Source organism: Methylobacterium sp. XJLW, assembly GCF_003254375.1.
Classification (GTDB): domain Bacteria; phylum Pseudomonadota; class Alphaproteobacteria; order Rhizobiales; family Beijerinckiaceae; genus Methylobacterium; species Methylobacterium fujisawaense.
Genome location: NZ_CP017427.1, coordinates 127,260 through 152,908, shown reverse-complemented (window position 1 = coordinate 152,908; position 25,649 = coordinate 127,260). Strand labels below are relative to the sequence as shown.

24 protein-coding genes and 4 pseudogenes are annotated in these 25,649 nt (G+C 62.8%); 16 read left to right on the top strand and 12 right to left on the bottom strand.

Features of this window, described 5'->3' with window-relative positions; genetic code table 11:
• Window positions 1-23: 23 nt before the first annotated feature.
• Both A3862_RS32690 and A3862_RS30860 read left to right on the top strand, forming a co-directional pair.
• Window positions 24-152, top strand: a pseudogene (locus A3862_RS32690) (IS256 family transposase); the annotation flags it as partial.
• Window positions 104-334: pseudogene (locus A3862_RS30860) on the top strand (DUF3363 domain-containing protein); the annotation flags it as partial. The pseudogenes A3862_RS32690 and A3862_RS30860, both read left to right, overlap by 49 nt.
• Before the next feature lie 122 nt (window positions 335-456).
• Here the strand turns inward: A3862_RS30860 and A3862_RS30855 are convergent.
• The 4 genes from A3862_RS30855 to A3862_RS31780 form a co-directional block, all read right to left on the bottom strand.
• Entirely contained in the window at window positions 457-762 is a 306-nt protein-coding gene (locus A3862_RS30855) for an ArsR/SmtB family transcription factor (protein ID WP_066419976.1), read from the bottom strand.
• A gap of 219 nt (window positions 763-981) precedes the next feature.
• On the bottom strand, window positions 982-1,953 hold the full coding sequence (locus A3862_RS30850) for an LLM class oxidoreductase (RefSeq protein ID WP_111474490.1): 972 nt from the start codon (window positions 1,951-1,953) through the stop codon (window positions 982-984).
• Between the two features lie 88 nt (window positions 1,954-2,041).
• Complete coding sequence (locus A3862_RS30845) at window positions 2,042-3,166, bottom strand: alkene reductase (protein ID WP_111474489.1); 1,125 nt, start codon at window positions 3,164-3,166, stop codon at window positions 2,042-2,044.
• 64 nt (window positions 3,167-3,230) lie between these two features.
• Complete coding sequence (locus A3862_RS31780; protein ID WP_164706443.1) at window positions 3,231-3,386, bottom strand: hypothetical protein; 156 nt, start codon at window positions 3,384-3,386, stop codon at window positions 3,231-3,233.
• Between the two features lie 171 nt (window positions 3,387-3,557).
• On the opposite strand from A3862_RS31780, the pseudogene A3862_RS30840 reads away from it, so the two are divergent.
• Window positions 3,558-3,922 (top strand): annotated as a pseudogene (locus A3862_RS30840) (transposase); the annotation flags it as partial.
• Window positions 3,923-3,954: 32 nt separating this feature from the next.
• Here A3862_RS30840 and A3862_RS30835 read toward each other — a convergent pair.
• A protein-coding gene (locus A3862_RS30835) for an IS3 family transposase (protein WP_111474488.1) occupies window positions 3,955-5,138 on the bottom strand; the annotation gives its coding sequence in 2 pieces (ribosomal slippage) (window positions 3,955-4,853 and window positions 4,853-5,138; 1,185 coding nt in all).
• A gap of 234 nt (window positions 5,139-5,372) precedes the next feature.
• On the opposite strand from A3862_RS30835, the gene A3862_RS30830 reads away from it, so the two are divergent.
• The 13 genes and pseudogenes from A3862_RS30830 (at window position 5,373) to A3862_RS30770 (ending at window position 15,577) form a co-directional block, all read left to right on the top strand.
• Entirely contained in the window at window positions 5,373-5,675 is a 303-nt protein-coding gene (locus tag A3862_RS30830; RefSeq protein ID WP_111474487.1) for a putative quinol monooxygenase, read from the top strand.
• A gap of 36 nt (window positions 5,676-5,711) precedes the next feature.
• The gene (locus tag A3862_RS30825; protein WP_111474486.1) at window positions 5,712-6,866 is read left to right on the top strand and encodes a glutathione-independent formaldehyde dehydrogenase; all 1,155 of its coding nucleotides are present in this window, start codon (window positions 5,712-5,714) and stop codon (window positions 6,864-6,866) included.
• 84 nt (window positions 6,867-6,950) lie between these two features.
• Window positions 6,951-7,280, top strand: a complete 330-nt coding sequence (locus A3862_RS30820) for an FmdB family zinc ribbon protein (RefSeq protein ID WP_111474485.1) — start codon at window positions 6,951-6,953, stop codon at window positions 7,278-7,280.
• A 50-nt stretch (window positions 7,281-7,330) separates the two neighbouring features.
• Entirely contained in the window at window positions 7,331-7,894 is a 564-nt protein-coding gene (locus A3862_RS30815) for a type 1 glutamine amidotransferase domain-containing protein (protein WP_111474484.1), read from the top strand.
• Window positions 7,895-7,965: 71 nt separating this feature from the next.
• A pseudogene (locus A3862_RS30810) lies at window positions 7,966-8,190 on the top strand (aldo/keto reductase); the annotation flags it as partial.
• An 81-nt stretch (window positions 8,191-8,271) separates the two neighbouring features.
• Window positions 8,272-9,024 carry an IS6-like element ISMex25 family transposase gene (locus A3862_RS30805; RefSeq protein ID WP_043768345.1) on the top strand — a complete coding sequence of 251 codons (753 nt, stop codon included), beginning with the start codon at window positions 8,272-8,274 and terminating at the stop codon, window positions 9,022-9,024.
• 91 nt (window positions 9,025-9,115) lie between these two features.
• A complete protein-coding gene (locus A3862_RS30800; protein ID WP_111474500.1) occupies window positions 9,116-9,634 on the top strand; it encodes a virB8 family protein in 519 nt (172 codons plus the stop codon).
• Between the two features lies 1 nt (window position 9,635).
• Entirely contained in the window at window positions 9,636-10,643 is a 1,008-nt protein-coding gene (locus A3862_RS30795; protein WP_017980855.1) for a TrbG/VirB9 family P-type conjugative transfer protein, read from the top strand.
• 1 nt (window position 10,644) lies between these two features.
• Window positions 10,645-11,934, top strand: coding sequence for a type IV secretion system protein VirB10 (gene virB10 / locus A3862_RS30790; protein ID WP_017980854.1), 1,290 nt, complete (start codon window positions 10,645-10,647; stop codon window positions 11,932-11,934).
• 3 nt (window positions 11,935-11,937) lie between these two features.
• Complete coding sequence (gene virB11 / locus A3862_RS30785) at window positions 11,938-12,948, top strand: P-type DNA transfer ATPase VirB11 (RefSeq protein WP_111474483.1); 1,011 nt, start codon at window positions 11,938-11,940, stop codon at window positions 12,946-12,948.
• A 21-nt stretch (window positions 12,949-12,969) separates the two neighbouring features.
• On the top strand, window positions 12,970-14,889 hold the full coding sequence (locus A3862_RS30780) for a type IV secretory system conjugative DNA transfer family protein (protein WP_017980852.1): 1,920 nt from the start codon (window positions 12,970-12,972) through the stop codon (window positions 14,887-14,889).
• Window positions 14,890-15,005: 116 nt separating this feature from the next.
• Window positions 15,006-15,284, top strand: a complete 279-nt coding sequence (locus A3862_RS30775; RefSeq protein ID WP_021233332.1) for a type II toxin-antitoxin system ParD family antitoxin — start codon at window positions 15,006-15,008, stop codon at window positions 15,282-15,284.
• Window positions 15,281-15,577 (top strand): type II toxin-antitoxin system RelE/ParE family toxin, encoded by a 297-nt coding sequence (locus tag A3862_RS30770; protein ID WP_021233331.1) that lies wholly within the window; start codon window positions 15,281-15,283, stop codon window positions 15,575-15,577. Before A3862_RS30775 ends, A3862_RS30770 begins: the two co-directional genes overlap by 4 nt.
• A gap of 11 nt (window positions 15,578-15,588) precedes the next feature.
• Here the strand turns inward: A3862_RS30770 and A3862_RS30765 are convergent, their stop codons facing one another.
• From A3862_RS30765 to A3862_RS30735, 7 genes are all read right to left on the bottom strand, one after another.
• Window positions 15,589-16,131, bottom strand: coding sequence for a PRC-barrel domain-containing protein (locus A3862_RS30765; RefSeq protein ID WP_021233330.1), 543 nt, complete (start codon window positions 16,129-16,131; stop codon window positions 15,589-15,591).
• A 91-nt stretch (window positions 16,132-16,222) separates the two neighbouring features.
• Entirely contained in the window at window positions 16,223-17,044 is an 822-nt protein-coding gene (locus A3862_RS30760; protein ID WP_017980848.1) for a family 1 encapsulin nanocompartment shell protein, read from the bottom strand.
• Window positions 17,037-18,122, bottom strand: a complete 1,086-nt coding sequence (locus tag A3862_RS30755; protein ID WP_026151879.1) for a Dyp-type peroxidase — start codon at window positions 18,120-18,122, stop codon at window positions 17,037-17,039. Before A3862_RS30755 ends, A3862_RS30760 begins: the two co-directional genes overlap by 8 nt.
• A 144-nt stretch (window positions 18,123-18,266) precedes the next feature.
• Window positions 18,267-20,921 (bottom strand): excinuclease ABC subunit UvrA, encoded by a 2,655-nt coding sequence (locus tag A3862_RS30750; RefSeq protein ID WP_017980846.1) that lies wholly within the window; start codon window positions 20,919-20,921, stop codon window positions 18,267-18,269.
• Between the two features lie 22 nt (window positions 20,922-20,943).
• Entirely contained in the window at window positions 20,944-22,920 is a 1,977-nt protein-coding gene (gene uvrB, locus A3862_RS30745; protein WP_017980845.1) for an excinuclease ABC subunit UvrB, read from the bottom strand.
• A gap of 62 nt (window positions 22,921-22,982) precedes the next feature.
• Window positions 22,983-24,257 (bottom strand): DUF3422 domain-containing protein, encoded by a 1,275-nt coding sequence (locus A3862_RS30740; protein ID WP_017980844.1) that lies wholly within the window; start codon window positions 24,255-24,257, stop codon window positions 22,983-22,985.
• A 44-nt stretch (window positions 24,258-24,301) separates the two neighbouring features.
• A complete protein-coding gene (locus A3862_RS30735) occupies window positions 24,302-25,633 on the bottom strand; it encodes an NAD(P)/FAD-dependent oxidoreductase (protein ID WP_111474482.1) in 1,332 nt (443 codons plus the stop codon).
• Between the last annotated feature and the right edge of the window lie 16 nt (window positions 25,634-25,649).

Below are 25,649 nucleotides of genomic sequence, written 5' to 3'. Positions count from 1 at the left end.
AACCATCCACTGGAGCGTCGGCAGCCGTGCTGCTGGAAGCCAACGACGAGTGGCAGCTTCAGCACCGCTACATGCAGGTGGAAGGCATGGCCGGGTTCGCCCCAGCGTTGAGCGAGGAGAGCATCACGACACTTCCACCTCAGGCCGCCTGACCGATGGCCGCTCCAATTTCACCTCGAAAGTCCACCTCATTGACGGACGCAACCCATGGGGATTCAGTCTGGTGCCGTGGCGGCCGGTAATCGAACAGCGGTTGGGGCAGCAGATCGCCGCGACGGTACGCGGCGGCGGGGTGTCGTGGGAGATTGGAAGGCAGCGTGGTGTTTCGGTATAGCCAGATTGACGCCAAACGCCGGGCCACTTCGACAACGGAAGCTTGGTTCTTGGCATGTTCTGCGTTGTCGTCGAGGCCGGTGAAAATCCGCGCCGCGCACACCGCAACGGCACGGACAATGTTCAGATCAACGTTTGCAGGCTCTTCAGCAACTCTTCAATATTCCCTTCGTGACGCTTATAATAGGTCCAAGGTCCGATGCGCTGGGACGTGACGAGTTTGGCCCGCTGCAAGACCGTCAAGTACTGTGAAATGGTCGACTGTGACAGCCCCGCACTCTCTTGGATGATGCTCACGCAAACCCCGACCTTTTCGGGATCAACTTCTTGCTCCGGATAGTGTTTGCGTGGGTCTTTGAGCTTGGCCAAGATCGCCAATCGGGCGGGGTTGTCCAAAGCCTTCAGTGCCTCATGGATATCAATGCTCATGGCAACCTCAAAACTACATTTCTCAATATTATAATATCTCAATTACTAGTAGCAGTGCACGGATGTAGTGAGAGCCACTGCCGCAAAGTCCAGAGTGATGTCGGCATCAGCAATGCCATCCACCTGTTCGCCGCATTCGCTGCTCGCTAGTCTCTGCAACCGTTTGGTGCATCACAGAACGAACGTAGACTCCCCATAACGAGTTGATCTCTTGCGACATCATGGCGAGTGCGCGGTAAACCGGGGCACGATATAGGAGCCAAGTTCATCAATGACTTCTGATGCCGGACGATGGCCATACTTGAGATTGAGAATTACATGACCGACGCCAATCGACTCAAGCGACTCCAATAGCGCCAGCAGATTATTTCGCCCAAGCCGGTAGCCCAGATGGATTGGCACCGGCGGTGCGTCCGGACGCACATCCAGGTCGATGTAAAGCGACTGGAGGAAAGGTTTGTAGGCGTCCCCAAATTGGGCTTTGACCGCCTCTCGCCAGTTCGCCACCATCGTCTTCTGCAACTGCGGTGCCCGTGGATAGGTGATCCACCCGGAACTCTCCCGCGCGATCCACTCCATCGACTGGCGACTGTTGCCCGTCACGAAAAATGGAATCTCGTTCGTAGTCGGCTTCGGAATCAGGTCCGCACTCTCCAATCTGCCGCTACTCCATTGCAGCGGCTCGAAGCTGGTGCGCTGAGCCTTGCGGATCACTTCCAAGTATTCCCGGAAAATGTCGCCCCGCTGATCCGGGTCCACATCAAATGCAGGGAACTCCACAGGTCTGTCGCCCGAGGCGACACCCATCAGGAAGCGGCCGCCGCTCAACTGGTCCACGCTCGCAGCCGCCTTGGCCGTGTGCAGCGGGCTGCGCAGCGGGATCGCTATCGACGCAGTCCCCAGTGCAATCGTTGACGTCTGTGCTGCGATGAAGCCCAGATAGACCCAGGGATCAAAAACCTGGCCCACGTCGCCGAAGCTGGGGTCGCGCAACGGTACGTCCCGGAACCAGAGCGTGGAGAAGCCCAGCGCTTCCGCACGACGGGCCAACTCAACCTGGTTGGACATCGTCGGCGTATCGCCCTGGAAGGCCTCGATGGGGAAAAACAGCCCCAGGCTCAGGTGGCCGGCCTTGAAGGTTCGACCGAACCCTTGGTGCTGCTGATAAGGGGTTGTACTTGGCTGATATATTGTCAGGCTCCTCTGGCCTCAAGGTTTCCATCACGCGCGTGCAGCGCCACTGGCCGCGTCCGAAGCTGCGAACGCGGCCAGTACTGCCTTATGGCCGGTAAGAGGGGTAGTCGGTGTATCCCTTGTCAGTGCCGCCATACATCGTCGCCGGGTCTACTGCGTTGAGCGGCCAGCCCTGGGCGATGCGTTCAGGCAGATCCGGGTTCGCAATGAAGGGACGACCGAACGCGATCAGATCGCCCCAGCCCGCCTTGACCACGCGCACACCGCGCTCCACGGTGTATTTGCCGGCATAGAGAACCTTGCCGCTGAAGTTGCTGCGCACATCATTTCGGAAGGTCTCGGGCAACTCTGGCGCGTTGTCCCAATCGGCCTCGGCAAGCGAGACATAGGCAATCCCGACCTGTTCGAGAACCTTGATGGCCTCAATATAGGTTTCATGGGGATCATCCTCCACCAGCCCCAGATAGACGCGGTCTTCTTCGGTGCTGGCGAACAGCGGGGCAAATCGCACCCCGATCCGTTCCTTGCCGACCACATCAGCAACGGCCTGTACCACCTCGTGCAGGAAGCGCAGACGGTTTTGCAGGGGGCCACCGTATTCATCGGTGCGCCGATTGGTGTGCGCGGAGATGAACTGATTGACGAGGTAGCCGTTGGCGCAGTGGAGTTCGACACCATCGAAGCCGGCATCAAGTGCATTGCGGGCCGCCTGGGCGTAGAGCTGTACCAACTCTTTCACTTCGGCAGTTGTCAGCGCACGCGGCACCGACGGCTCCGTAAGTGCGCCCTGGCCCGGGCCGGTTTCGACGAACACCTTGACGTTGTCGGCAGCGATTGCCGATGGTGCGACGGGTGCCGCACCGCCGGGCTGCAGCGAGTGATGCGAAACCCGCCCCACATGCCAAAGCTGCGCAAAAATGATGCTGCCTTCGGCATGCACCGCTGCCGCGATTTTGCGCCAGCCTTCAACCTGTTCCGAGCTGTGCATACCGGGCGTCCAGGCATACCCCTGGCCACGCGGCTCGATCTGCGTGCCTTCGGTGACCATGAAGCCAGCCCCTGCCCGCTGACGGTAGTAGTCGGCCATGAGGTCGTTCGGAATGTTGCCCGGCTGGGAACTGCGCGAGCGGGTCAGCGGCGGGAGCACGATCCGGTTTTTCAGGGTGTAAGGCCCCAACTGCGTGCTTTCAAACAGTATTTCTCTACTCATTTCAATGCTCCTAAATATCTAGAAATCTCGATGTGATTGGGTAGAATTTGATGATGAATCGAACTCAAAATACGCCGAACGGTACTTCGTTCAGGCTGATGTAGATGTTCTTTTTCTCGCTGGTCTCGCCACTTTCACCGTCAACCCATTGGTCGTCGATGAAATGACCGTAGTAGCTGTCAGGGGCATGGTTTGAAGTGGTTTGGTTGTGTGTCAACACGATGAACTCCTTTGACTTGGGTGGGTGAATGGGTATTATAGCTACATATCGGGATATGTCAATATCTAAATTAATAGATGCCATGGGCCGTGTGACGTCCCCCCGTCGCTTTGGTCCGGCCTGAGTGCGAGTTTTCCGGTTTTGTGAGACCCTGATGGGAGGAGCAGAGCCGTGAAGAAGAGCAGGTTCACCGAGGAGCAGATCGCCTTCGCGCTGAAGCAGGCCGAGACTGGGACACCGGTCGCGGAGGTGCTGCGCCGGATGGGCATCTCCGAGCAGACATTCTACCGCTGGAAGAAGCTCTATGGCGGGCTCGGCACGGGCGAGCTACGTCGGCTGAAGCAGCTTGAGGAGGAGGACCGCAAGCTCAAGCAGCTCGTGGCCGATCTGAGCCTCGACAAGCACATCCTGCAGGACGTGCTCGCAAAAAAGCTCTGACGCCTGCTCGGCGACGCGAGCTCGTGCACCAGGTTCAGGAGGCGCACGGGGTGAGTGAGCGGCGCGGCTGCGTCGCGCTCGGCGTAGGCCGGTCGGGTGATCCTCCCTCGGTGTCGCGGACACAGGGAGATCATTTCGCGGTCCTCTCGGCTTGCTCGGGCGTGAGATAGCCGAGTGCCGAGTGGATGCGTTGCCGATTGTAGTAGCCCTCGATGTAGGCGAACAGATCGCGCCGCGCTTCATCTCGGGTCGCCCATCGTCGCTGATGGACGAGCTCGACCTTGAGCGTGTGGAAGAAGCTCTCCATCGGGGCGTTGTCGTAGCAGCAACCCGTGCGGCTCATCGACGGCCTTGCTCCCATGCCGGCGAGCTGCTTCCGGTAGGCCTCGGCCGCGTACTGGCTGCCGCGATCCGAGTGGCAGATCAGCCCGGCGGCCGGCCGCTGCCGCTGGGCGGCCATCATCAGCGCCGCCACGCTCAACTCAGTGCGCATGTGATCGCGCATCGACCAGCCGACGATCTTGCGCGTGGCCAGATCAAGGACGGCGGCCAGATACAGCCAGCCCTCGCTGGTCGGCAGGTAGGTAATATCGGCCAGCCAGACCGTGTCGGGTCGCACGGCTGAGAAGTCCTGCTTGAGGAGATTGGGCGCGATGGGGAGATCGTGACGGTTGTCGGTCGTACAGGGCCGGAACCGACGCCCCGCCAGGGCACGGATGCCGTGCTGGCGCATCAGGCGCTCCACCCGTCCGCGGCTGACAGACCGGCCCTCGGCCCGCAGGGCGGCATGCACGCGCGGGGAGCCGTAGCGCCGGTGATGGGCGGCATGGATGCGCCGGACGTCGTCCAGGAGCTGGCGGTTGGAGGCCGAGCTGGCGCTCTCAGGCCGTGACCGCCATCCGTAGAAGCCGCTGGGTGAAACTCCGAGCACGCGGCACATGAGACGCACCGGCCAGGTCCGCGCATGCTGCTCGATGAAGGCGAAGGTCACTTGGGCATCTCCGCGAAGATGCCGATGGCTTTTTTTAGCACGTCGCGCTCCATGCGCGTACGGTCGAGCTCACGCCGCAGGCGGGCGATCTCGGCGGCCTGATCGGACGGGGACGCAACTGGGCTTGGTGGCGAGGCGCCCGTCGATCCAGCAGACCGCGGCCTGGGTGAGGCCCCGTTCAGCGTGGCACGCCACTGCCTCAGCATCGAGGGCTGGATCCCGAGCTCGGCCGCGACCTGCATCTGCGGCCGGCCGCTGCTCTCCAGCAGGGCGACCGCTTCGCGTTTGAACTCGGGCGTGAACTCTCGTCTCGTCTTCGCCATCCGACACCTTCCCCGCTCAGCATGAGCGTATCAGAGGTGTCCGCGATGCCGAGGGAGGATCACCCACCGCTTCTCGCTTGAGGACGGACGACCGCGCGACTATGACATGTTCAAGCACAAGATGGACGGCTGCGTGCGCGCGGTGTTCGCGCCCTGAACCCGCCCACCATTTGTGAACGTCGGCCGCGCGACGCGGACGGGCGCGAGGTGGTCCAGCCCTGACGGAGGTGACGAATGGTGAGCGTAGCATTGCTAATCCGCCTGGAAGCAAAGCCAGGAAAAGAGGCCGAGGTCGAAAGTTTCCTCAAGAGTGGTTTGCCGATCGTAGAGGAGGAGCCGGCCACCACCGCGTGGTTCGGGGTCCGCATGGGACCGTCGACTTTCGGTATTTTCGATGCCTTCCCGGATGAGGCGGGACGGAAGGCACATTTGTCCGGTCGCGTCGCCGCTGCGCTGACCGCGAAGGCATCAGAGCTCTTTGCCCAGCCTCCGCAGATCGAGGAGGTGAATGTGCTGGCGGCCAAGCTGCCTCGCTAGAACCGGTTAACACACGGTCTACCCCGGGAGGAAGTCATGAGAGCAATCGTCTATAATGGACCCCGCGATGTTTCGATGCAGGACGTGCCGGATGCGAAGATCGTGAAGCCGACCGACGTTCTGGTCCGCATCACGAGCACCAACATCTGCGGCTCCGACCTACATATGTACGAAGGCCGAACCGATTTTCCCCAAGGTGGCGTGTTCGGGCACGAGAACCTGGGACAGGTGGCGGAAGTCGGCAGCGCCGTCGATCGGGTGCAGGTCGGGGACTGGGTCGCCGTCCCGTTCAACATCGGCTGCGGGTTCTGCGAAAACTGCGAGCGCGGCCTGAGCGCCTACTGCTTGACCACGGCGGATCGAAGCGTCGTGCCGAACATGGCGGGCGCGGCCTACGGCTTTGCCGGCATGGGACCGTATCGCGGCGGTCAGGCCGATTTTCTGCGCGTCCCCTATGGCGACTATAACTGTCTGCAGCTGCCGCCGGACGCGGAGGAGAGGCAGAACGACTATGTCATGCTGGCCGACATCTTTCCGACCGGCTGGCACTGCACGGAACTCGCAGGCGTGAAGCCCGGCGAAACCGTTGTGGTTTACGGGGCCGGGCCGGTCGGTCTCATGGCCGCCTACTCGGCGATGATCAAGGGTGCGTCCCTGGTCATGGTTGTCGATCGCCATCCCGACCGGCTGCGCCTCGCCGAATCGATCGGTGCCGTGACCATCGACGATTCCAAGGACTCCCCGGTGGACAAGGTGCTTGAGTTGACGAAGGGCGTCGGCGCCGACCGCGGCTGCGAGTGCGTCGGCTACCAAGCGCACGACCCCAGCGGCCAGGAGCGCCCCAATATGACCATGAACGACTTGGTCAAGTCGGTGAAATTCACCGGCGGCATCGGCGTGGTCGGCGTCTTCACGCCCCAGGATCCGGCCCCGCAGGACCCGCTCTACAAGCAGGGCGAGATTGTGTTCGACCACGGCCTCTTCTGGTTCAAAGGTCAGACGATCGGCGTCGGCCAGTGCAACGTGAAGGCCTATAACCGGCAGTTGCGCGACCTCATCTCGACCGGCCGGGCGAAGCCGTCCTTCATCGTCTCGCACGAGCTTCCGCTGGGAGAGGCGCCGAAGGCCTACAAGCACTTCGACGCGCGCGACGATGGCTGGACCAAGGTGATCCTCAAGCCCGCCGCCTGACCAGCCGAGGCGACCGATCAAGCCGGGCGGCCGCCCGCCCGGCCTTTCCACCACCTGCCTGACGGGCGCGAGCGTGAGGACTTCATGCCGACCTACGACTACGTGTGCGACGCGTGCGGGCCGTTCACGGCCCTACGACCCATGGCGCAGTTCCAGGCCCCCTGTGCCTGTCCGGAATGCGGCGCCGGGGCCCCACGGACGTTCCTGAGCGCACCGGCCATTGTCGGCGGCAACGCTGGTGGCCGTGCCGCCTTCGCGGCAACCGAGCCGAGCGCGACATCCGGGCGCCCGGCCTCGGCAGCCCATCCCGCCGGCTGCGGCTGCTGCATGCGCCGCTCGCCCCTTCCGGGCGCCCTGGCCGGGGGCGGGCGGGTCTTCATGGCGCACGGGCCAGTGCGGCGCAGCTTCTCGTGATGGCGCCCGCATAAGGCGGCACGCATCCCCAGCCTTATTGAGGAACAACCATGGCTTCCGACATCCTCAACGGCCTGAAGGTCGCAATCCTAATCACGGACGGTTTTGAGCAAGTCGAGATGACCGAGCCGCGCAAGGCGCTCGACCAGGCCGGCGCCGAGACGCGGATCGTGTCGCCGAAGGACGGCAAGGTGAAGGCCTGGAACTTCACGGAATGGGGCGATCAGTTTCCGGTGGACGTGCCTCTGAACGGCGCTCGCCCCGATGACTACGACGCGCTTCTGCTCCCGGGCGGCGTGATCAACCCCGACACGCTGCGGACGATCCCTGAAGCCGTGGCCTACGCGAAGAGCTTTTTCGAGGCGGGCAAGCCGGTCGCCTCGATCTGTCACGGGCCCTGGACAATCATCGAGGCGGGTGCGGCGCGCGGGCGGCGCCTGACCTCCTGGCCGTCGCTCCAGACCGATCTCAGAAACGCGGGGGCCGATTGGGTGGATGAGCAGGTGGTCGTGGACGGGAACTTGGTCACCAGCCGCAAGCCCGATGACATCCCGGCGTTCAACGCGGAAGTGGTCAAGCTTTTCACGAGTGCATGCCGGCAAGCGCGGCAGTGAGTAGCCCGATGAGACCTGCAGCAACGTCCAGCGCTGCGCACTACGCGCCTTCTCCGTCGGGACGATAGGGCATGGAACAGCGCCCGTTCGGCCTCACGTCGCGCAAGGTTGCAGTAATCGGCCAGGGCACCTGGTACATCGACGACGCGCACCGGCCCACTGCGGTCGCTGCTTTGCGCCAAGGCCTCGATCTCGGCATGACCCATATCGACACCGCCGAGATGTATGGAGATGCCGAAATCGTGGTTGGCGAAGCCATCGCCGGACGGCGCGATGAAGTTTTCCTCGTCTCTAAAGGGCCCTGTCGCAAACCCGTGGCGTTTACCCCGCGTTGACCATAGAGCCCGCATGGCACCTCCTGTTTCGGAGGCCACCCCATGATCCTGTCCGCCATAGCCGCGAAGCTGAAGCAGCGCTCCAAAGCCGATTTCAAGGGCCGGCACTACGAGGCGGCCCTGATCGTTCAGGCCGTCGCCTGGTACCTGCGTTACCCGCTGAGCTATCGTGACATCGAGGAGCTGTTCCTGGAGCGCGGGGTCGAGGTGGACCACAGCACCCTGAACCGTTGGGTGCTCGCCTATGCGCCGTTGATCGAGAAGCGGCTGCGCCAATTTCGCAAGCCGCACTGCGGGTCGATCCGGATCGATGAGACCTACATCAAGGTGCGTGGTGAGTGGCGCTACCTCTACCGAGCTGTCGACAAGCACGGCAACCCAGTCGACTTCCTCCTCACCGCTAACCGCGATCTCGACGCGGCCAAGCGGTTCTTCCGTAAGATGCTGGCGGATCAGCCACTTCTTGCGCCCGATCGGATCGGCACGGATGGTGCCAGCACCTATCCACCCGCGATCGTGGCTGCGAAGAGCGATAGTCTTCTGCCCCACGCGCCGCTCCACTACGTCACCAAACATCTGCAGCAAGGCATCGAGAGCGACCACTTCCGGGTCAAGAAGAACATGCCCCGGATCGGCGGCTTCCGCTCCTTCCATACAGCGCGACGCACGATCTGCGGCTTCGAGGCCATGCTCTGGCTGCGAAAGGGCTTCGGTTTCGCCGGCGCGTGGACGGTCCGCGAGCAGAACCGTCTTCTCGCACTCTGCTTTGGGCTTCCGCAGGCGAACAAAGCGTGAAAGCAGAACGGTAGAGAGCCTTCCGCGGCCTGACACTGAGTTCGCGACAGGCCCATGTGCGCTCGCGGTCGCGTCTGTGGCGGCTGTCGTCATGCTCACACCTCTCAAGACCGTACAGCCCTATGTGATCCGGGTTGATAAGACCTCGGGCGAGGCAGAGATCGTGACGGCCCTCAAGGGGCCTCAGCCCCGCACCTACGACGATGCGGTCAATCGCTATTTCATTTCGCAATATGTGCGGCTGCGCGAGGGCTGGTTGAACGATGCAGCTCGTGAGAACGCCTATACGGTGATGCTAATGAGCGACCAGGCTGAAGGCGGCCGTTATCTCAACGGCGTTCAATCTGGCAACAGCAATGCCCCGTCGAACATCTACGGCGACAAAGGCTTCGTCTCGATCGCAATCCGCACGATCAGCTTCCTGAGCCCGACCGTGGCGCAAGTCCGCTACACGAAGATCATCACGATGGGGCAGAACACGCCGGTCGCGCAGAACTGGAACGCGATCATGACCTTCAAGTTCACCACGGCCCCCGAGCATGAGAAGGATCGCAACCTGAATCCTCTCGGCTTCCAGGTCGTGAATTATCGCTCTGACCCGGAGGCGTGACATGACCGAACAGCCGAAGACCATGGACGGCGCCGATCGCGTCGTGATCCCCTTCCTCCCCGCGCTCCGCAAGAAGCTGGGCGAGCGCCTCTCGCCTCCGGCAAGCAAGCTGGTGGTGACGGATAGCGGCGCCAAAAGCCGTTTCTGGCGTGGTGTCGGGGCGGTGTGGCACCGGCTCGTCGTCTTCTCGGTCGTTGGGGCCGTGGCCGTCACGCTCGCTCCGCATCCGGCTATCGCATCCGAGACGCCCGTTCCTGGCCCAAAGGATGCGCGGGTCCGCAACGTCAACTACGATCCCGATCAGGTCGTGACGATCGTGGGCAGTTTTCGCCATGCGATCGAAATCCAGTTCGGCCCCAATGAAACCGTGACGCAGGCGGCGTTGGGCGACACGATCTCATGGCAAATCGCGCCCGTCGGCAACATCGTGTTCCTCAAGCCGCGCGAGAAGGCTGGCGGAACCAACCTGATCGTCGTCACCAACGTCAACGGCGCGCCGCGCACCTATCATTTCAATCTCACTCTCGGCGCCGGCGAGGCAATGTATGGCATCCGGTTCCATTACCCGCGCGAGGAGCGAGCTATGGCGACGCTTCAGACCCAGCTCGCCGAGGTACAGGCCGCGCGCGCGGTCGAAAACAACATCACCACAGCCGCGCTCGATCATGCCGTGATCGAAGGAACGCGAAACATGAATTACACGGTGCAGGGCGACTCCTCGCTCCAGCCCACCGAGATCTCCGACAATGGCGAGTTCACGGTGCTGCGCTACCCAGGCCACGCCGACATACCTTCAATTTTTGCCGTTGACGTGGACGGGACCGAGACGATCGTTCCCTACGACGTGCGCGAGGATTTTGTCGTGATCCATGCGGTCTATCGGCAGCTTCGGCTCCGTCGCGGCAACGTGGTGCTGTGCATCTACAATGAAGCGCCCCCTCGCAACGATCGCGGCGATCGGACGGGGACCGTCTCCAACATCGTCGAACGTAAAGTGAAGGGGCAGTAAGATGGCCGATAACCTCATTGACCGCGGCGGCGAAGTCGGCGCCGATACCGTCCCCCCCAGCGAGCAGAGCAGCCCCATTGCGCGCAGCGGCGGTTGGGGAAATATCGCTTTCCTCGGCGCCGGCCTCGCACTGATCGGCACCATGGGCGGCATTGCGATCGGCTATGGTGCATTCCACCATTCCGGCTCCGCAAAGCCCGCCGAGCAGCCGGCAAAAGCCAGCGATCGGGCCGTGGCCGATGTGATGGGATCACCGAACGCGCAGCGCGCGCAGCTCGCCGGCCAGCTCGGCCAACCCAATGCCCCGCAAACCGATATGTTCGGCCGCCCGATCGCGGCGACGCCTAACCAGGCTACCGATGCGAACGGGAATCCGGCGCCGGTGTCGGCGAATGGTCAGGAGACGCCAGAGCAGAAGCGAGCCGAACAGGCACGCTCGATGGCGGATGCTGCGCGCCGATCGCCGATCATGGCGTTCGGCAGCACGGGTATCGCATCCGCCGGATCACCGGGGACAAGCCTCGTCTCGGCCGAGCAACCGCAAGGGAATGGCCAGCCTCAAGGCGATGGGCAGGGCCAAGGGCAAGGCCAGCCAGGCGGCCCGCGCAACTTCGGGGCCAGCGGCTTCGGGCAGAATGATGATGCCGGCCCGTCGGGTAAGGGATCGACCGATTTCAGCGATCAGCTCAACCATGCGGCGATCCAGACAGTACGGGCGAGCGTGATCCCCGATCGGAGCCTTCTGTTGAGCGCTGGCACGGTCATACCCTGCACTCTGCAGACGGCCATCAACTCGACGCAGGCGGGCTTCGTGAACTGCGTCATCAATCATGACGTCTATTCGGAAAATGGTCGCATCGTCCTGCTCGACAAAGGGACGAAGGTGCTGGGGCAATATTCGGGCGGCATCACACAGGGGCAGGCTCGCTTGTTCGTCCTATGGACGCGCGCACTCACGCCGCGCGGTGTGGCGATCGACTTGGGATCGCCTGCGGCTGATAGCCTTGGCCGCGCCGGCCTGCCGGGAGGCGTCGATACGCAGTTTTGGGCGCGCTTCGGCATGGGGCTTGTGATCTCGGTGCTGGAAGATGCGTCGAACATCGCCAGTCGCGCCGTCGCCGGCGAAGGCACCTACTCGACACAGGTTCCGGGCAATACTGCACAGACGGTCCTCAACCAAACCATGCAGATCAAGCCGATCCTGAAGAAGAATCAGGGCGATACGGCTGCAATCTTCGTCGCCAAGGATTTCGATTTCCGGTCCGTCTATGACGTGCGACTGAGGCGCTGATTTGTGGCGTCGTCGATATACCAGCACAATGCGGCGCCGATAGAGCGTCACCTAGCCCGCGAGGACGTGACGGAGCTGGTCATCAATGAGCCGGGCCTGATCGGCTTGGAGACGCGCAACGGTTGGGAATGGCATAAGGAGCCGGCATTGGACAATGCGGCCCTCATGACGCTCGCGAAGCTCATCGCAGGTCTGACCAAACAGGATGTCACCGCCGAATATCCGATCGTCTCCTCGGTTCTTCCGGGAGGCGAGCGCGCGCAGGTCGTCGTCCCCCCTGCCGTGGAGCGGGGCTTCGTCTCGATCACGATCCGGAAAGCGTCGGGCGTCTCTATGGACATCGACGATTTCGACCGCGCCGGGCTTTTCAGTGAGGTCCGCGCTCATGGCCTGCATGAAGAGGTCGACTCCGCGCTGATGCGATTTCGCGAGGCCGGCGACTGGAAGGGCTTCTTCCGGCTCGCGGTCGAATCCCGCAAAAATATCCTGATCTCCGGCGCCACGGGTTCCGGCAAGACGAGCTTCTCCAAGGGCCTGATTAGGCTCATTCCCGATTACGAGCGCATCCTGACGATCGAAGACATCCGCGAGCTGGTGGTGCCACAGCGCAACCACGTCCACATGATGTATTCTAAGGACGGAAAGGGCCTTCAAAAAGCTGGCGCAAAGGAATTGCTGGAATCGGCGTTGCGTATGCGACCCGATCGCATCCTGCTCCAAGAGCTACGCGACGGCACCGCCTTCTTCTATCTGCGCAACGTCAATAGCGGCCATCCAGGCTCGATAACCACGGTCCATGCCAATACGGCCGAAGGTGCGCTGGAACAGCTTACGCTGCTGGTCAAGGAATCGGAAGGCGGCAACGATCTCGATCGGCACGACATCCGCGCCCTGTTGCGCTCGCTGGTTGATATCGTCGTGCAGATGCACCGCCTTCCCCCAGGTGACGGGAAGCCGGCGCGCTATCGTATGACGGAAGTGTGGTTCGATCCTGCGGGCAAGCCTCGCGATTAGATTCGAGCGGAGGATCGCATTATGAGCGGCAAAATGGTTCGCAACCAAGGGGCGTCCGAGCCGGCCGCCATCGCGTTCCTCGTCATCATAGGCTTGATGATAAGCGCCGCGATCGGCGCCGTGGTGGTCCTTTGGAAGGCGCATCTCCTCTCGGCGCACACGCCCTGGGCGCGCGTTCCGGGTGCATTATGGTCGATGCGCCACTTGCCGATCGTGTGGAAGCCGTTTCTCGCCGGTTTCTTCATCGCCTTCGCGGTCTGCCTGATCGGTATCGTGTCGTCGCTTTTCACGGGCCAGAAGCTCCACGGCGAAGCCCGCTGGGCGCGGATCGGCGAGGTCCGCAAGGCCAAGCTCTTGGAGGATGCCGGCATTCTCCTCGGCCGCATCAATGGCAAGTTCATGCGCTTTGGGGGAACCGAGCATGTCTTGCTCGAAGCACCCACCCGCGCCGGCAAGGGCGTCGGCGTCGTGATCCCGAACCTTCTCCAATGGCCGGATTCGGTTGTCGTCCTCGATGTGAAGCAAGAGAATTGGGCGGCGACAGCAGGCTTTCGGATGACGAACCTTCGCCAGCAAACACTCTTGTTCAACCCGCTCGATGCCCACGGTCGCACATGCCGCTACAACCCGCTCGCGTACATCAACCGACGCGATCAGGTCGAAGTCGTCAACGAGCTGCAAAAAATCAGCGTCATGCTTTTTCCCCTGCCCCTGCAGGGCGAGACGTTTTGGGCGGAAAGCGCAAGGACGGCGTTTCTCGGTGTCGCGGCCTATGTCGCCGCCACGGTGGATGATGGCGACGATGCGCTCCCCTTCACCATCGGCGAAATCTACCGCCAATTCGCCGCCGGCGATGCACAAAAGCGATTTCCCAAAATCATCTCGCAGCGCGAGCGGGAGGGCAAACCGCTATCAGGGGCGTGCGTGTCGGCGCTGCGGGATTGGATCATGGCCTCGGCCAATACCTTCACGTCAACCCGCCAGTCCGTCACCGCCAAGATCAATCTGTGGCTGAACCCCTATGTCGATGCGGCAACGGCTGTCAGCGATTTCGATCTGCGCGAGTTCCGCGACAAGCGGATCTCGCTCTATCTCGGCGTCTCGCCGGATGATCTGGATCGCGTGGCACCGATCTATGGCCTGCTTTTCCAGCAGCTCATTGACCTCAATGTCCGCGAGCTGCCCTCGGGCAACAAGCACCAGGTTCGCTTGCTGCTCTTGCTCGACGAGTTCTCGCGCCTCGGCCGCGCGTCGGTGATCGCCAATGGCTTCAGCTATGTCGCCGGCTATGGCATTCGCCTCCTCCCCGTCATCCAGAGCGGAGCGCAGCTCGAGAACGTCTATGGGCCGAAAGTCGCCACGGAGATTGAATCCAACTGCGGCGTCCAAATGGTCATGCGCCCCGCGACCAACGATGATGCGAAGGATATTTCCGAACGGCTTGGCACTTATACGTTTCGCGCCAAGTCGCGCTCCTTCGGCATGTGGGGCCGTGGGGGCGGCTCGGTATCGGAATCCGATCAGCGCCGGCCCCTGATGCTTCCTCAAGAGCTGATGCAGCTCCCCGAAAAGGACATGATCGTCCTGCGCCTCGGCATCCCGCCCGTCTATGGCAAGAAAATCCGCTATTATACGGAGAAGGCCATGGTCGCGCTGACCAAGATCCCCGCACCGCAAATGCCGAACATTCGACCCGATCCCACCGCACCGATAAACAGCCTGCGGGTGATCGCCGCGGCCGAGGCGGATGATAATGGCGCCCTTGGCTCGGCCCCGCCTGCTCATGGTCCTGGGCCGCAATCCGGAGGCGGAGGCACGGCCCCGACCCACCATCGCTTGAACCAAGCCGCGATCGCCGCCGCCATGGCCGCGCCTGCCGGGGAACGCACCAGCAAGCTTTTCCAACATATTGTCATGGTAGGCGAGCCAAAGGTCGCTTAGCGTTATGTGATCTTACCCTCGTCGGTGCGGTGACGCGAAGGCGGATCGGCTGCACAAGAGAGGCAGGCGCCTTGAAACCGATGGCAGTTTTTGCCATAATGGTAGTGAGGTGATTTATGGCTTCGATGAACGTCTCCCTTCCGGACCCTATGCGGGATTACGTCCAGCGCCGCATCGACAGCGGGCATTATGCCAGCGTGAGTGATTATGTTCGCGATCTCATTCGGCGCGATCAGGGCGAGACGCAGGATGTCGAACGGTGGCTGCATGATCTTGACGCCTCGATCGAACGCGGCCTTGCCGATGCCGAGGCGGGGCGCACCCACGACCTCGACGACGCCTGCGATGCTATCATCGACAGGATTCGGACACGGGCAAGCGCTCAGCCGCAATGAAAGTCATCCTGACGCCGGATGCGCTGGCCGACCTCGATCACATCGCCGAGCATATCGAAAAGGACAATCCCGCGAGAGCCATCAGCTTTGTTGAGGAATTGCGTGAGGCGGCCCGTCGCCTTGCCGATCTGCCCCAAGGCTATCCTCTGGTGCCTCGCTATGAGCGCTACGGTATCCGTCGCCGTTCCTATCGCCGCTATGGCATCCTCTACCGGCCAGAAGCCCACCGTATCCTGATCCTGCGCTTTCTTGGCCCCGGTCAAGATCATGATCGCGCGCTCCAATTGGTGTGAGCGATCGCTTGCTAGGGATTGATCGGAGCGAAGGCGGGCCAGTCACGACTTTTGAGGCCGGGCTGTGACAGGAAGCTCGGGCCGTCCAGCAACAGCGTCATGCGCGTGTAGCCGATCCTGAGGGATTCGAGCGGCACCGCTCGCAATGTCTCTTCAAGACCGGCATATCGCTCGTCCGAGATCACCACATAGTTTATCCTGCCGGTCGAACATTCGATAAGGGCCTCGACAACCCGGCCCAGATTCATCCCGCTCTTGTCATCAACCGCCATGCCGATCAGGCCGGTCGCGGTGAACAGGTTCGGCGTATCGGATCTTTGGCTGGCTGTTTCGGCCGATCGGCCGCCATCCTCATATTTGGTCTGCTGCCCCAACCATCGCCAGATACCAACTAGGTTCGTCAGCATCAGGAATCCATTGGTGGCAACCAAGGCTGTCTGTCCTGTGGCGTAGCCCAATGTGGTCCAGCAAACCGAGCTGATGCTGAACACCACGAAGCCCCAGCCCGTCACGCGCGCGCCCAGGTTGGAAGCCGTCATCATCGCCGCGATCATCGTCGCGATCGTGGCGATCCAACCGACGAGACTTATCATTGTCCCACCCCTCGCTGCGGCCCGCGTGCGGGCGGCGCAACCGGCAACGCCTTCACGCCGGCTGCGCCGACGCTTCCGTTGTCGGGAGCGAAACAGCCGCCTCGCTCGTCAACAGCCGGAAGGTGAAGCTCTCTTGCAGGTACAGCTCGACCGCCTCGGCGGTGTGGCTGAGATAGCCGATCGACAAATCCTGTCCGAGATCGAGTTCGAAATCGCCGCCCCGCGTTGTCAGGACGACGCCGCCCATGATGCCCGGCGCCCAGATGATATCGCCGTCCACCAGACGATTGATGTGCTGGAGCACCGGATAGCCCTCCTCGCTGCCGCCGCTGATCGCGGTGAACGGATCATCGCCCAGCACCAGTCGATAAGGCCCCTCGACCCCGGCAAGGCGCAACCGATCGACGGCTTGGGCGACGATGGCGGGATATCCGGCGACGGCCGTGGGCAGCGGCACCGGCTCGTTGCTCGCGCCGGGACGGATGCCGCCGATATCGGCAGCGGCATAGCCATCAAAGATCGCGCGATTTTCGGCAAAGGCGATCGTGCGGGCGGCTTCCTTGAGCGGTTGCCAGTCCGAATCCTCGGAGCCGCGCTCCACATCGTCGATCGCCGCGCGGGTCAGCGTGAAGGGCACGCGCAGTTCGACCACGGCGTTGACCGCACGCCGCACGGCTTGGACGCCATCGCTGGGCGCATCGATCGGCTTGGTGTGGCCCGTTCCCACGGCCGCGAGCGTGGCCCCCTTCGGTTCCGGCACGTCCACGACGCGGCGCGCGGCCAGATAGCGCTTGAGAGTTCGGGTCGCTTCTTGGTCGATTTGCGCCCAAGCGGCGTCGGAGATGGGGGCGAGTTCGCGATGGAGGTTATTCATGTCCTGCCTCATCTTTGAGTGATCCAATGCGCAGCGATCCATCCGATGCTGACGAGGGCTCCGGTGCCGGCGCCGTGGATGCGGGCGCCTCGGCTACCGCCTCATCGCCATCGGCCGTGGCTGGCTCCGGCGTTACCTCGTCCAGAAAATCAGCCGACGGCACGAAATAAAGCGAGCCGGTCACGGCCCGGCTAACATCGAGCAAGCGATCGTAATTGCCGGGTGGCAAACCGATGAACATATTGTCGAGCATCCGCTCGATGCGGGTCGGCGAGCGGGCGTAACCGATGAAATAGGTGCCGAACTCGCCCTTACCAACATCGCCGAACGGCATGTTATCGCGCAGGATCTGGAGTTGCTCGCCGTCCTCCTCGATGTTGGTGAGCACGTTATGCGCGAAGCTCGGCTTGGCCGCCTCGTCCAGCTCGATGTCCGACAGCTTCTCGCGCCCTACGATCTTCTCCTGCTGCTCCACGGGAATCGCGTTCCACTTGTCGAGGTCGTGGAGGTATTTCTGGACGATCACATAGCTGCCGCCAGCGAAGACCGGATCGTCCGCCGCCCCGATCACCGTGGCATCTCTGGCTCCCTGCTCGACGGGGTTTTCCGTCCCGTCGACAAATCCCAGCAGGTCGCGATCGTCGAAGTAGCGGAAGCCATGCACCTCGTCCGTCACCGAGGCGAAGCCGGCGAGACGCTTCACGATCTGCGCCGCCATCTCGAAACACAAATCCTGACGCGCGGCGCGAATGTGAAACAGCAGGTCGCCGGGCGTCGAAGGCGCATGATGGACGCCGCGGATTTCCCGGAACGGATGCAGTTCCTTCGGCCGCGGCGCTCCGAATAGCCGGTCCCAAGCATCGGAGCCGATCCCCATGATGCAGGAAAGTCCGCCGTCTGCCGCCCGGAAGCCCACGCCACGAACCAGCGACGACAGGATGGCGCAAAGACCCCGCACCCCCGCTTCCGGCTTCTCCCCGGCGCCCATCGAGACGACCAGAAAGATCGCAGCGCGGGTAAGCCGGGCATCGACGGCCTGGGAACGAGCGGTAACATCTTGAGAGACGGTAGAAGGCACGTTCAACTCCCTGAATGGTCGGGCAGGACCATCGCTATCACATCCCAGCAAGACATGGCCGGTGCTCGATCATCGGGATCGCCACACCCCAATCGACAAGACTCACCATAGTCCCACTCCCCCCTGTCGCCGGCGTCCAAGCGGCTAAAGCGCCGCCTTTAGATAAGGCGCGGTCAGGCTGCCTTGCGCTTCGGCAACATCGTGAGGGACGCCGCTCGCGATGATCCGGCCACCATCTTCGCCAGCGCCAGGCCCCAGATCGATCACCCAATCCACCTGTGAAATAGCTCGCATGTCATGCTCGACGACGACGACCGTATTGCCGACATCGACAAGGCCCTGCAGGTGCCGCATCAGCCGATCAGCGTCGGAAGGGTGAAGCCCCGAAGTCGGCTCGTCGAGGATGTAGATGGTGTTGCCACGCTGGGCGCGTTGCAGCTCGGTCGCGAGCTTGATGCGCTGGGCCTCGCCGCCCGACAGTTCCGTCGCCGGCTGTCCAAGCCTCAGATAGCCGAGGCCAATCTCCCGCAGCACATCGAGCGAGCGCATGACGGACGGTTCGCTCGCGAAGAAGTCGCACGCCTCGTCCACCGTCAGCTCAAGCACCTGGGCGATGTTGCGGCCGTTCCATTCGACTTCGAGCGTCTGCGGATTGTAGCGGCTGCCATGGCAGGTCGAGCAGGGCGCATAGACGCTGGGCAGGAACAACAGCTCCACCATGACGAAGCCCTCACCCTCGCACACCGGGCAGCGGCCCTGTGCGACGTTGAAGGAGAACCTGCCCGGGCTGTAGTGGCGCCGGCGCGCCAGTGGGGTGTTCGCGAAGATCTTGCGCACATGATCGAACAGGCCGCTGTAGGTGGAGAGGTTCGAGCGTGGAGTGCGGCCGATCGGCTTCTGATCGACCCGCACCAGCCTGCGCACATGCTCCATGCCCGCAACGATGCGGCCTTCGGTCTCTTCCCGCGCAACATCGAGCAGCGGATCGGTATCCTCCTCCTCGGCAGCCGGCGTGCCGCCGAGTTGTTCCGTCACAAGCTCCGGAAGTGCCTGGCTGACAAGACTGGACTTGCCCGATCCTGAAACCCCGGTGACGGCGGTGAAGCAGCCAATCGGTAGCGCGACGTCGAGCCCGTGAAGATTGTTGCGGGTCACACCTTCAAGACGGAGCCATGCTTTTGCTTCGCGCGGGGTCCGGTCATGGGCGTCAGGTTCTGCGAACAGATAGCGACGGGTGATCGACGCCTCGACGCCGGCAAGCCCTGCGATCGGGCCGCTGTAGAGCACTTCGCCGCCCTTTTCGCCGGCACCTGGCCCCACATCGACCAGCCATTCGGCATGGCGGATCACGTCAAGATCATGCTCGACAACGAACAGCGAGTTGCCCGCCGCCTTCAGCCGCTCAAGGATGGTCAGCAACGCTTCGCCGTCTGCCGGGTGCAGCCCCGCCGATGGCTCGTCCAGCACATAGACCACGCCGAAAAGCTGTGACGACAATTGAGTGGCAAGGCGCAGGCGTTGCAGCTCGCCGGAGGAAAGCGTCGGCGTGCTGCGGTCGAGCGAGATGTAGCCAAGGCCAAGGTCGATCAGCGGGCCTAGCCGTTCGAGCAGCTCGGATGCGAGACGCTGCGCGGCGACCCGCTTCTCATCGGAAAGATTGGGCGTGCGGCGCACGTCAGGCGCTGCCTTGTGTGCCGAGCCTCCCGCCGCGACCCTACGTTCAACCGCCGCATCGCGGGCCGCCTTGCCGAGAACATGGCCCTTCAGGGTCGTCGAGGCGCTACCATACTCGCCATGGGCGACGGGCGTGAGCAAGTCCCGGAGCTTCAGCACCGTCAGGTCGCCAAACTCGGCGATGTCCAGGCCGGCAAACTTCACCGACAGGGCCTCGCGCTTCAGGCGCTTGCCGTCGCAGGTCGGGCAATCGCGGCCGATGATATATTGCGAGACACGCTTCTTCATCAGCGCGCTTTTGGTGTTGGCGAAGGTCTCCAGCACGTAGCGACGGGCGCCGGTGAAGGTGCCCTGATAGCTCGGCTCCATACGACGCTTGAGGGCAACGCGCGTCTGTTCGGGCGTCAGACCCGCATAGACCGGCACCGTCGGCGTCTCGTCGGTGAAGAGTATCCAGTCACGATCCTTCTTCGGAAGATCGCGCCATGGCGTGTCGACATCATAGCCGAGCGACACAAGGATATCGCGCAGGTTCTGGCCGTGCCACGCCGGCGGCCATGCCGCGATCGCCCGATCGCGAATGGTGAGACTGTCGTCGGGCACCATCGTCTCTTCGGTCGCGTCATAGACGCGCCCGATGCCGTGGCAGGTCGGGCAGGCCCCGGCCACGGTGTTGGGGGAGAAGTCCTCCGCATAGAGCATCGGCTGATTGCGCGGATATTCTCCGACGCGCGAATAGAGCATCCGCACCAGGCTGGAGAGCGTCGTCACGCTGCCAACCGAAGACCGCGCATTGGCCGAGCCGCGCTGCTGCTGCAACGCGACCGCGGGCGGCAACCCGTCGATGGCGTCAACCTCCGGCACGCCGGCCTGATCGATCAGGCGGCGGGCGTAGGGCGCGACCGATTCCAGATAGCGGCGCTGTGCCTCGGCATAGAGGGTGCCGAAGGCGAGGCTCGACTTGCCCGATCCCGATATGCCGGTGAACACCACGAAGGCATCGCGCGGAACGTCCACATCAACATTCTTGAGGTTGTTCTGCCGCGCGCCGCGCACTTGTACGAAGCCGGATCGCGGCGCGCGTTCCTTGCCGGGGGTGGTTTGAGGCTCCTGATCCTTGCTCATTCGGTCACTTTCACCCGGCGCGTCACAGATAAATGAACTGACGGTAGAGGCCGTCCAGCTCGCCCCGGATCGTCTCGGCCCGATCCTCTTGGCCGTGATCCACCGCCGCGAGCAGCGCCTGTTCCTTCTCCGTGATCCGGTCGCAAAGCTCGTACAGGTTCTCGCAGAAGGCTTCCGAATGGACCGACGGCTCTTGCCCGTAGGGCTGCGCCGACGCCAGGCCGCGAACCGACGAGAGCGGTGTGACGTCGTTCTCCTCGTTGAAGGCGATCTGGCGCTGTCGCCGGCTCTCGGTCTCATCGATCGCGGCCCGCATCGCCGGCGTCACCATATCGGCGTAGAGGACAGCGGTGCCGTTCACATTGCGCGCGACGCGGCCGATCATCTGGATCAGCGCCTGGGCCGAGCGCAGGAAGCCCGCGCGGTCTGCATCGAAGATCGCAATCAGCGACGCTTCTGGGATGTCGAGCCCTTCGCGCAGCAAACTGATCCCGATCAGCACGTCGAACTCGCCCACGCGCAGGCCCTCGATGATCGCGACCCTATCCTCGACCTTGATGTCAGAGTGCATGTAACGCGCGCGAATGCCTTCGCTTTCGAGGAAAGCGTGCAGCTCCTCGGTCGCAACCTTGGTCAGCGTCGTAACCAGCACGCGCTCATCGCGCTGCGTGCGCTGCGCGATCTCGCGTAGCAAATCGTCACGCGCGCCTTGGGACGGGCGGACTTCCACCTTCGGATCGAGCAGGCCGGTCGGCCGCACGATCTGTTCAACCACCCTGCCTTGCGAGGCCTTTACCTCATAAGCGCCGGGGGTGGCGGACACGAAGATCGTCTGCGGCTTGACCTGTTCGAACTCGTGGAAGCTCAGGGGGTGGCTGTCCTTCGAAGACGGCAGGCGGAAGCCATAATCGATCAGCGTATCCTTGCGGGCCTGGTCGCCCCGGAACATCGCCGAGATCTGTGGGATCATCACATGCGATTCGTCGACGAACAGCAGCCCGTCCTTGGGCAGATAGTCGAGCAGGGTTATGGGCGGGAGCGCAGGGTCACGACCGCTCAGATAGCAGGCGTAATTTTCCATGCCCGAGCAATATCCGACCTCGCGCAACATCTCGGCATCGTTGGTGATGCGATCATAGAGGCGCGCCGCTTCCGTCAGGCGGTTTTCGCTGGTCAGCCGTTCGACCTGCGTTTCCAACTCTTCGAGGATCGCCGTGGCGGCCTTGCGGGCCTGATCTGCGGTCGCCGCCAGAACAGTCTTGGGCGAGACAAGATAGTGATCGGCGCTTTCCATCGGCTTGCCGGTCGCCGCATCGAACCATTGGAGCGACGCGATCACGCCGTTTGCCAAACCGACGCGCAGCGCCTTATATTCCGAATCCGCCGGGTAAATCTCAACAGCGTCGCCATCAGCGCGATAAGTGCCGCGCTTCAGCTTATGCTCGGCCCGATCATATTGCAGGCGCGCCAGGCTGCGGAAAAGCTCTTCCTGTCCCAACCGCGCGCCCTCGGTCAGCGGAACCTGGAGCGCGCGATAATTGTCGGGATCGCCCATGCCGTAGATCGACGATACCGAGGCGACGACGATCGTATCGCGGCGCTCGATCAGCGATTTTGTCGTCGACAGGCGCAACCGTTCCAGATGCTCGTTGATCGAGGAATCCTTCGGAATGAACTCATCGCGGCCCGGCAGATACACTTCCGGTTGGAAATAGTCGTAATAGGAGACGAAATACTCCACGGCGTTTTCAGGGAAAAATCGCCGCATCTCGTCATAGAGCTGCGATGTCAGCGTCTTGTTGGGGGCAAGGATCAAGGTGGGGCGCTTCAGACGATGGATGATGTTCGCCATCGTGAAGGTCTTGCCCGAGCCCGTGATGCCCTTGAGGGTCTGGTGATGTGCCCCCTCTTCGACGCCGGCGATCAGGCGCGCGATCGCTTCGGGCTGATCGCCTGCCGGCGTGTATTGCGAGTGCAGTATGAAAACATCGGTCGACACTGGAAATCCTCCTGCCGGTTTCGCCCCCGGCGCGCGCTAGACGCACGGAGGCGATAAAGGGATCATATCTGCTTTTTTGCGGGCGGCGGTCCATGGTCGCTGTGCGCGTTCCTGATCTGTCGAACGGTCCACCAGACACCAAGGACGGCAAGGGGAACCAGAGCGGCGATCACCAGCTCGGGCGCCACCATGTCGTGAATCCCCGGTATGCCCTTGATGAGATAGGAGAGCAGGCCGATCACATAATAGGAGATCGCCGCGACAGACAGGCCTTCCACGGTCTGTTGAAGCTGCAATTGCAGCTTCGCCCGATTGTCCATCGAGGCCAGCAGATCGCTGTTCTGGCGTTCGAGTTGCACATCGATCCACGACCGCAGCAGCGTGGTCGCGCGCGCCAGCTTGTCGGAGAGATTGGCTTGCCGTTCCTCGATCACGCGACAGGTCCGCATGGCGGGCGCGATCCTGCGATGGAGGAAGTTGCGCCAGCGATAGCAGCCCGGGACGAAGGTTTCGCCGAGCGCTGCAAGCCGCTCCTCGACGATTTCATAATAGGCACGGCTCGCACCGAAGCGGTAGAGGCTGGACGCCGTGTCCGCCTCCAGCTCGGCCGAAAGGTCGGTCAGCCGGGAAAGTAGCCCCTCGCTGTCGCGGCGTGCAGATTTGCGCATCTCGTTGGTGATGGCGGCAAGGCGCTTCTCTATGCTGCGCAGATGCGGCCCCAGCGATTGGGTCAGTGGGATGCCGAGCAGGGCCAGCGTCCGATAGGTCTCGATTTCGAGGAGCCGCTGTGCCAGCGCGCCAAGCCGGATCGGCGTCAAACCGCGATCGAGGATGAGGATGCGGGTTAGCCCATCGGCGTCCTGACGGAAATCGGTGACGATATCGGCCATGCCATCCTCGACGAGCGAATGACACCGGCTGATCGGGTCGAAGCGATCGATATAGGTCGCGGTCTCTTCGGTCCACGTAACAACGTCCAGGCGGACGCCGCAAATGACCGGCCCGGGCGGCGTAAAGCCGTGCTTGAACGGATCTTCACCCGCCAGCTCCCCGGTGCCCGGATCGAGGGGCGCACTCCACAAGTAGGTCGAGAACTCGGTGTGCTTCTCACAGTGCAATTTACCCTGATCCCAGGTCAGGCCATGAAGAGGTGTGTCCTGATCCGGCAGCGGGGCGCCCATCCGGCTCGATATTTCCGCGAGGGTCGCCTTGTCCTTCGTCAGATTGCCCTCGTTCATGAAGGCGAGCTGCACCAGGGCACGCGGCGCATCTATCAGCAAATAAGGGCGCGCATGAACCTCGTCGATGGCAACCCGCCTATTCTCATAGGTGGGCATTCCATAGACAGTTGAACCGCTGTTCTCGGCGCTGCCCTCTTCACTCAATCGCCTTCCCTCCCCTTGTCATGGTCCTGCCCGGCATCGTGCTGAGCGAGATCGCTGTAAGTAATCAGACGCGAGCCACGATATCCTATGCCGTGGGTCCACATCCAGCTTAGTGCAACACTCATCCGATTTTGCGTCCCGATCAGGAAGTAGATGTGGATCAGTTTCCACATCCACCACGCCAGAACACCGCGCAATTTGAACCCGCCCATATCGACGACCGCAAGGCTGCGGCCGATCGTCGCCAGATTGCCTTGATGCCGGTAACGGAACGGTTCCGAAGCATTCTGCCCCTTAAAGCGCTGGCGGATCAGCCGGGCCACATATTGTCCGGCCTGCTTTGCAGCCGGCGCGAGACCGGGCACCGGCTTGCCGTCATACCCGTTCGAGGCTGCGGTATCGCCGATCACGAAAATGTCGGGGTGTCCTGGCACTGTCAGGTCCGGCCCGACGACCACGCGGCCCGCGCGATCGGCTTCAGCGTTCAGCCAGCGCGCGGCGGGCGAGGCCTGAACGCCTGCTGCCCACAAAATCGTTTCAGCGGGAATAGGCACACCGTCGACCACGACCCCATGCTCGGAACATTCCGTGACCGGCTTGCCGAGCTTGATTTCGACACCGAGCTTTTCAAGCGCCTGAGCGGTATAGGCCGACAGATCTTCCGGGAAGACCTGCAGGAGCCGCTGCCCGGCTTCGACCAGCACCACCCGCGTCGCGCGCGGATCGATCGACCGGAAATCGCGCACCAGTGTCAGACGGGCAAGCTCCGCGATCGTGCCGGCCAGTTCGACGCCGGTAGGCCCGCCGCCGATGATAACGAAGGTCTGCAAGGCCGCACGGCGCGCGGGATCGCTCTCGCGCTCGGCTTCTTCGAACGCGACGAGAAGGCGCCGGCGAATGGTGGTCGCATCTTCGAGCGATTTGAGGCCCGGAGCATAAGGCTCCCATTGGTCATGCCCGAAATAGGAATGCCGCGCGCCCGTCGCGATGACGAGTGTGTCATAGCCAAGCGTCGAGCCGTCTTCGAGAACGACGCGCCGGTTGCCCGTGTCCACGCCTTCGACCTCACCGAGCAGAGTCCGAACGTCCTTGCGCTTGGCGAAGAGCGAGCGGATCGGCCAGGCGATCTCCGATGGCGACAGCGACGCGCCCACGACCTGATAGAGCAGCGGCTGAAAAAGATGGTGGTTGCGGCGATCGACAAGGGTGATGTCAACGCCGCTCCCCGCGAGCCGCTGGACGGTTTCGAGGCCGCCGAAGCCCGCGCCCACGACCACCACGCGATGGCGACCGGAGGCGGGGTCATTGCTGGACGCGATTTCGCGCATGGCCGAGGATGCCGCC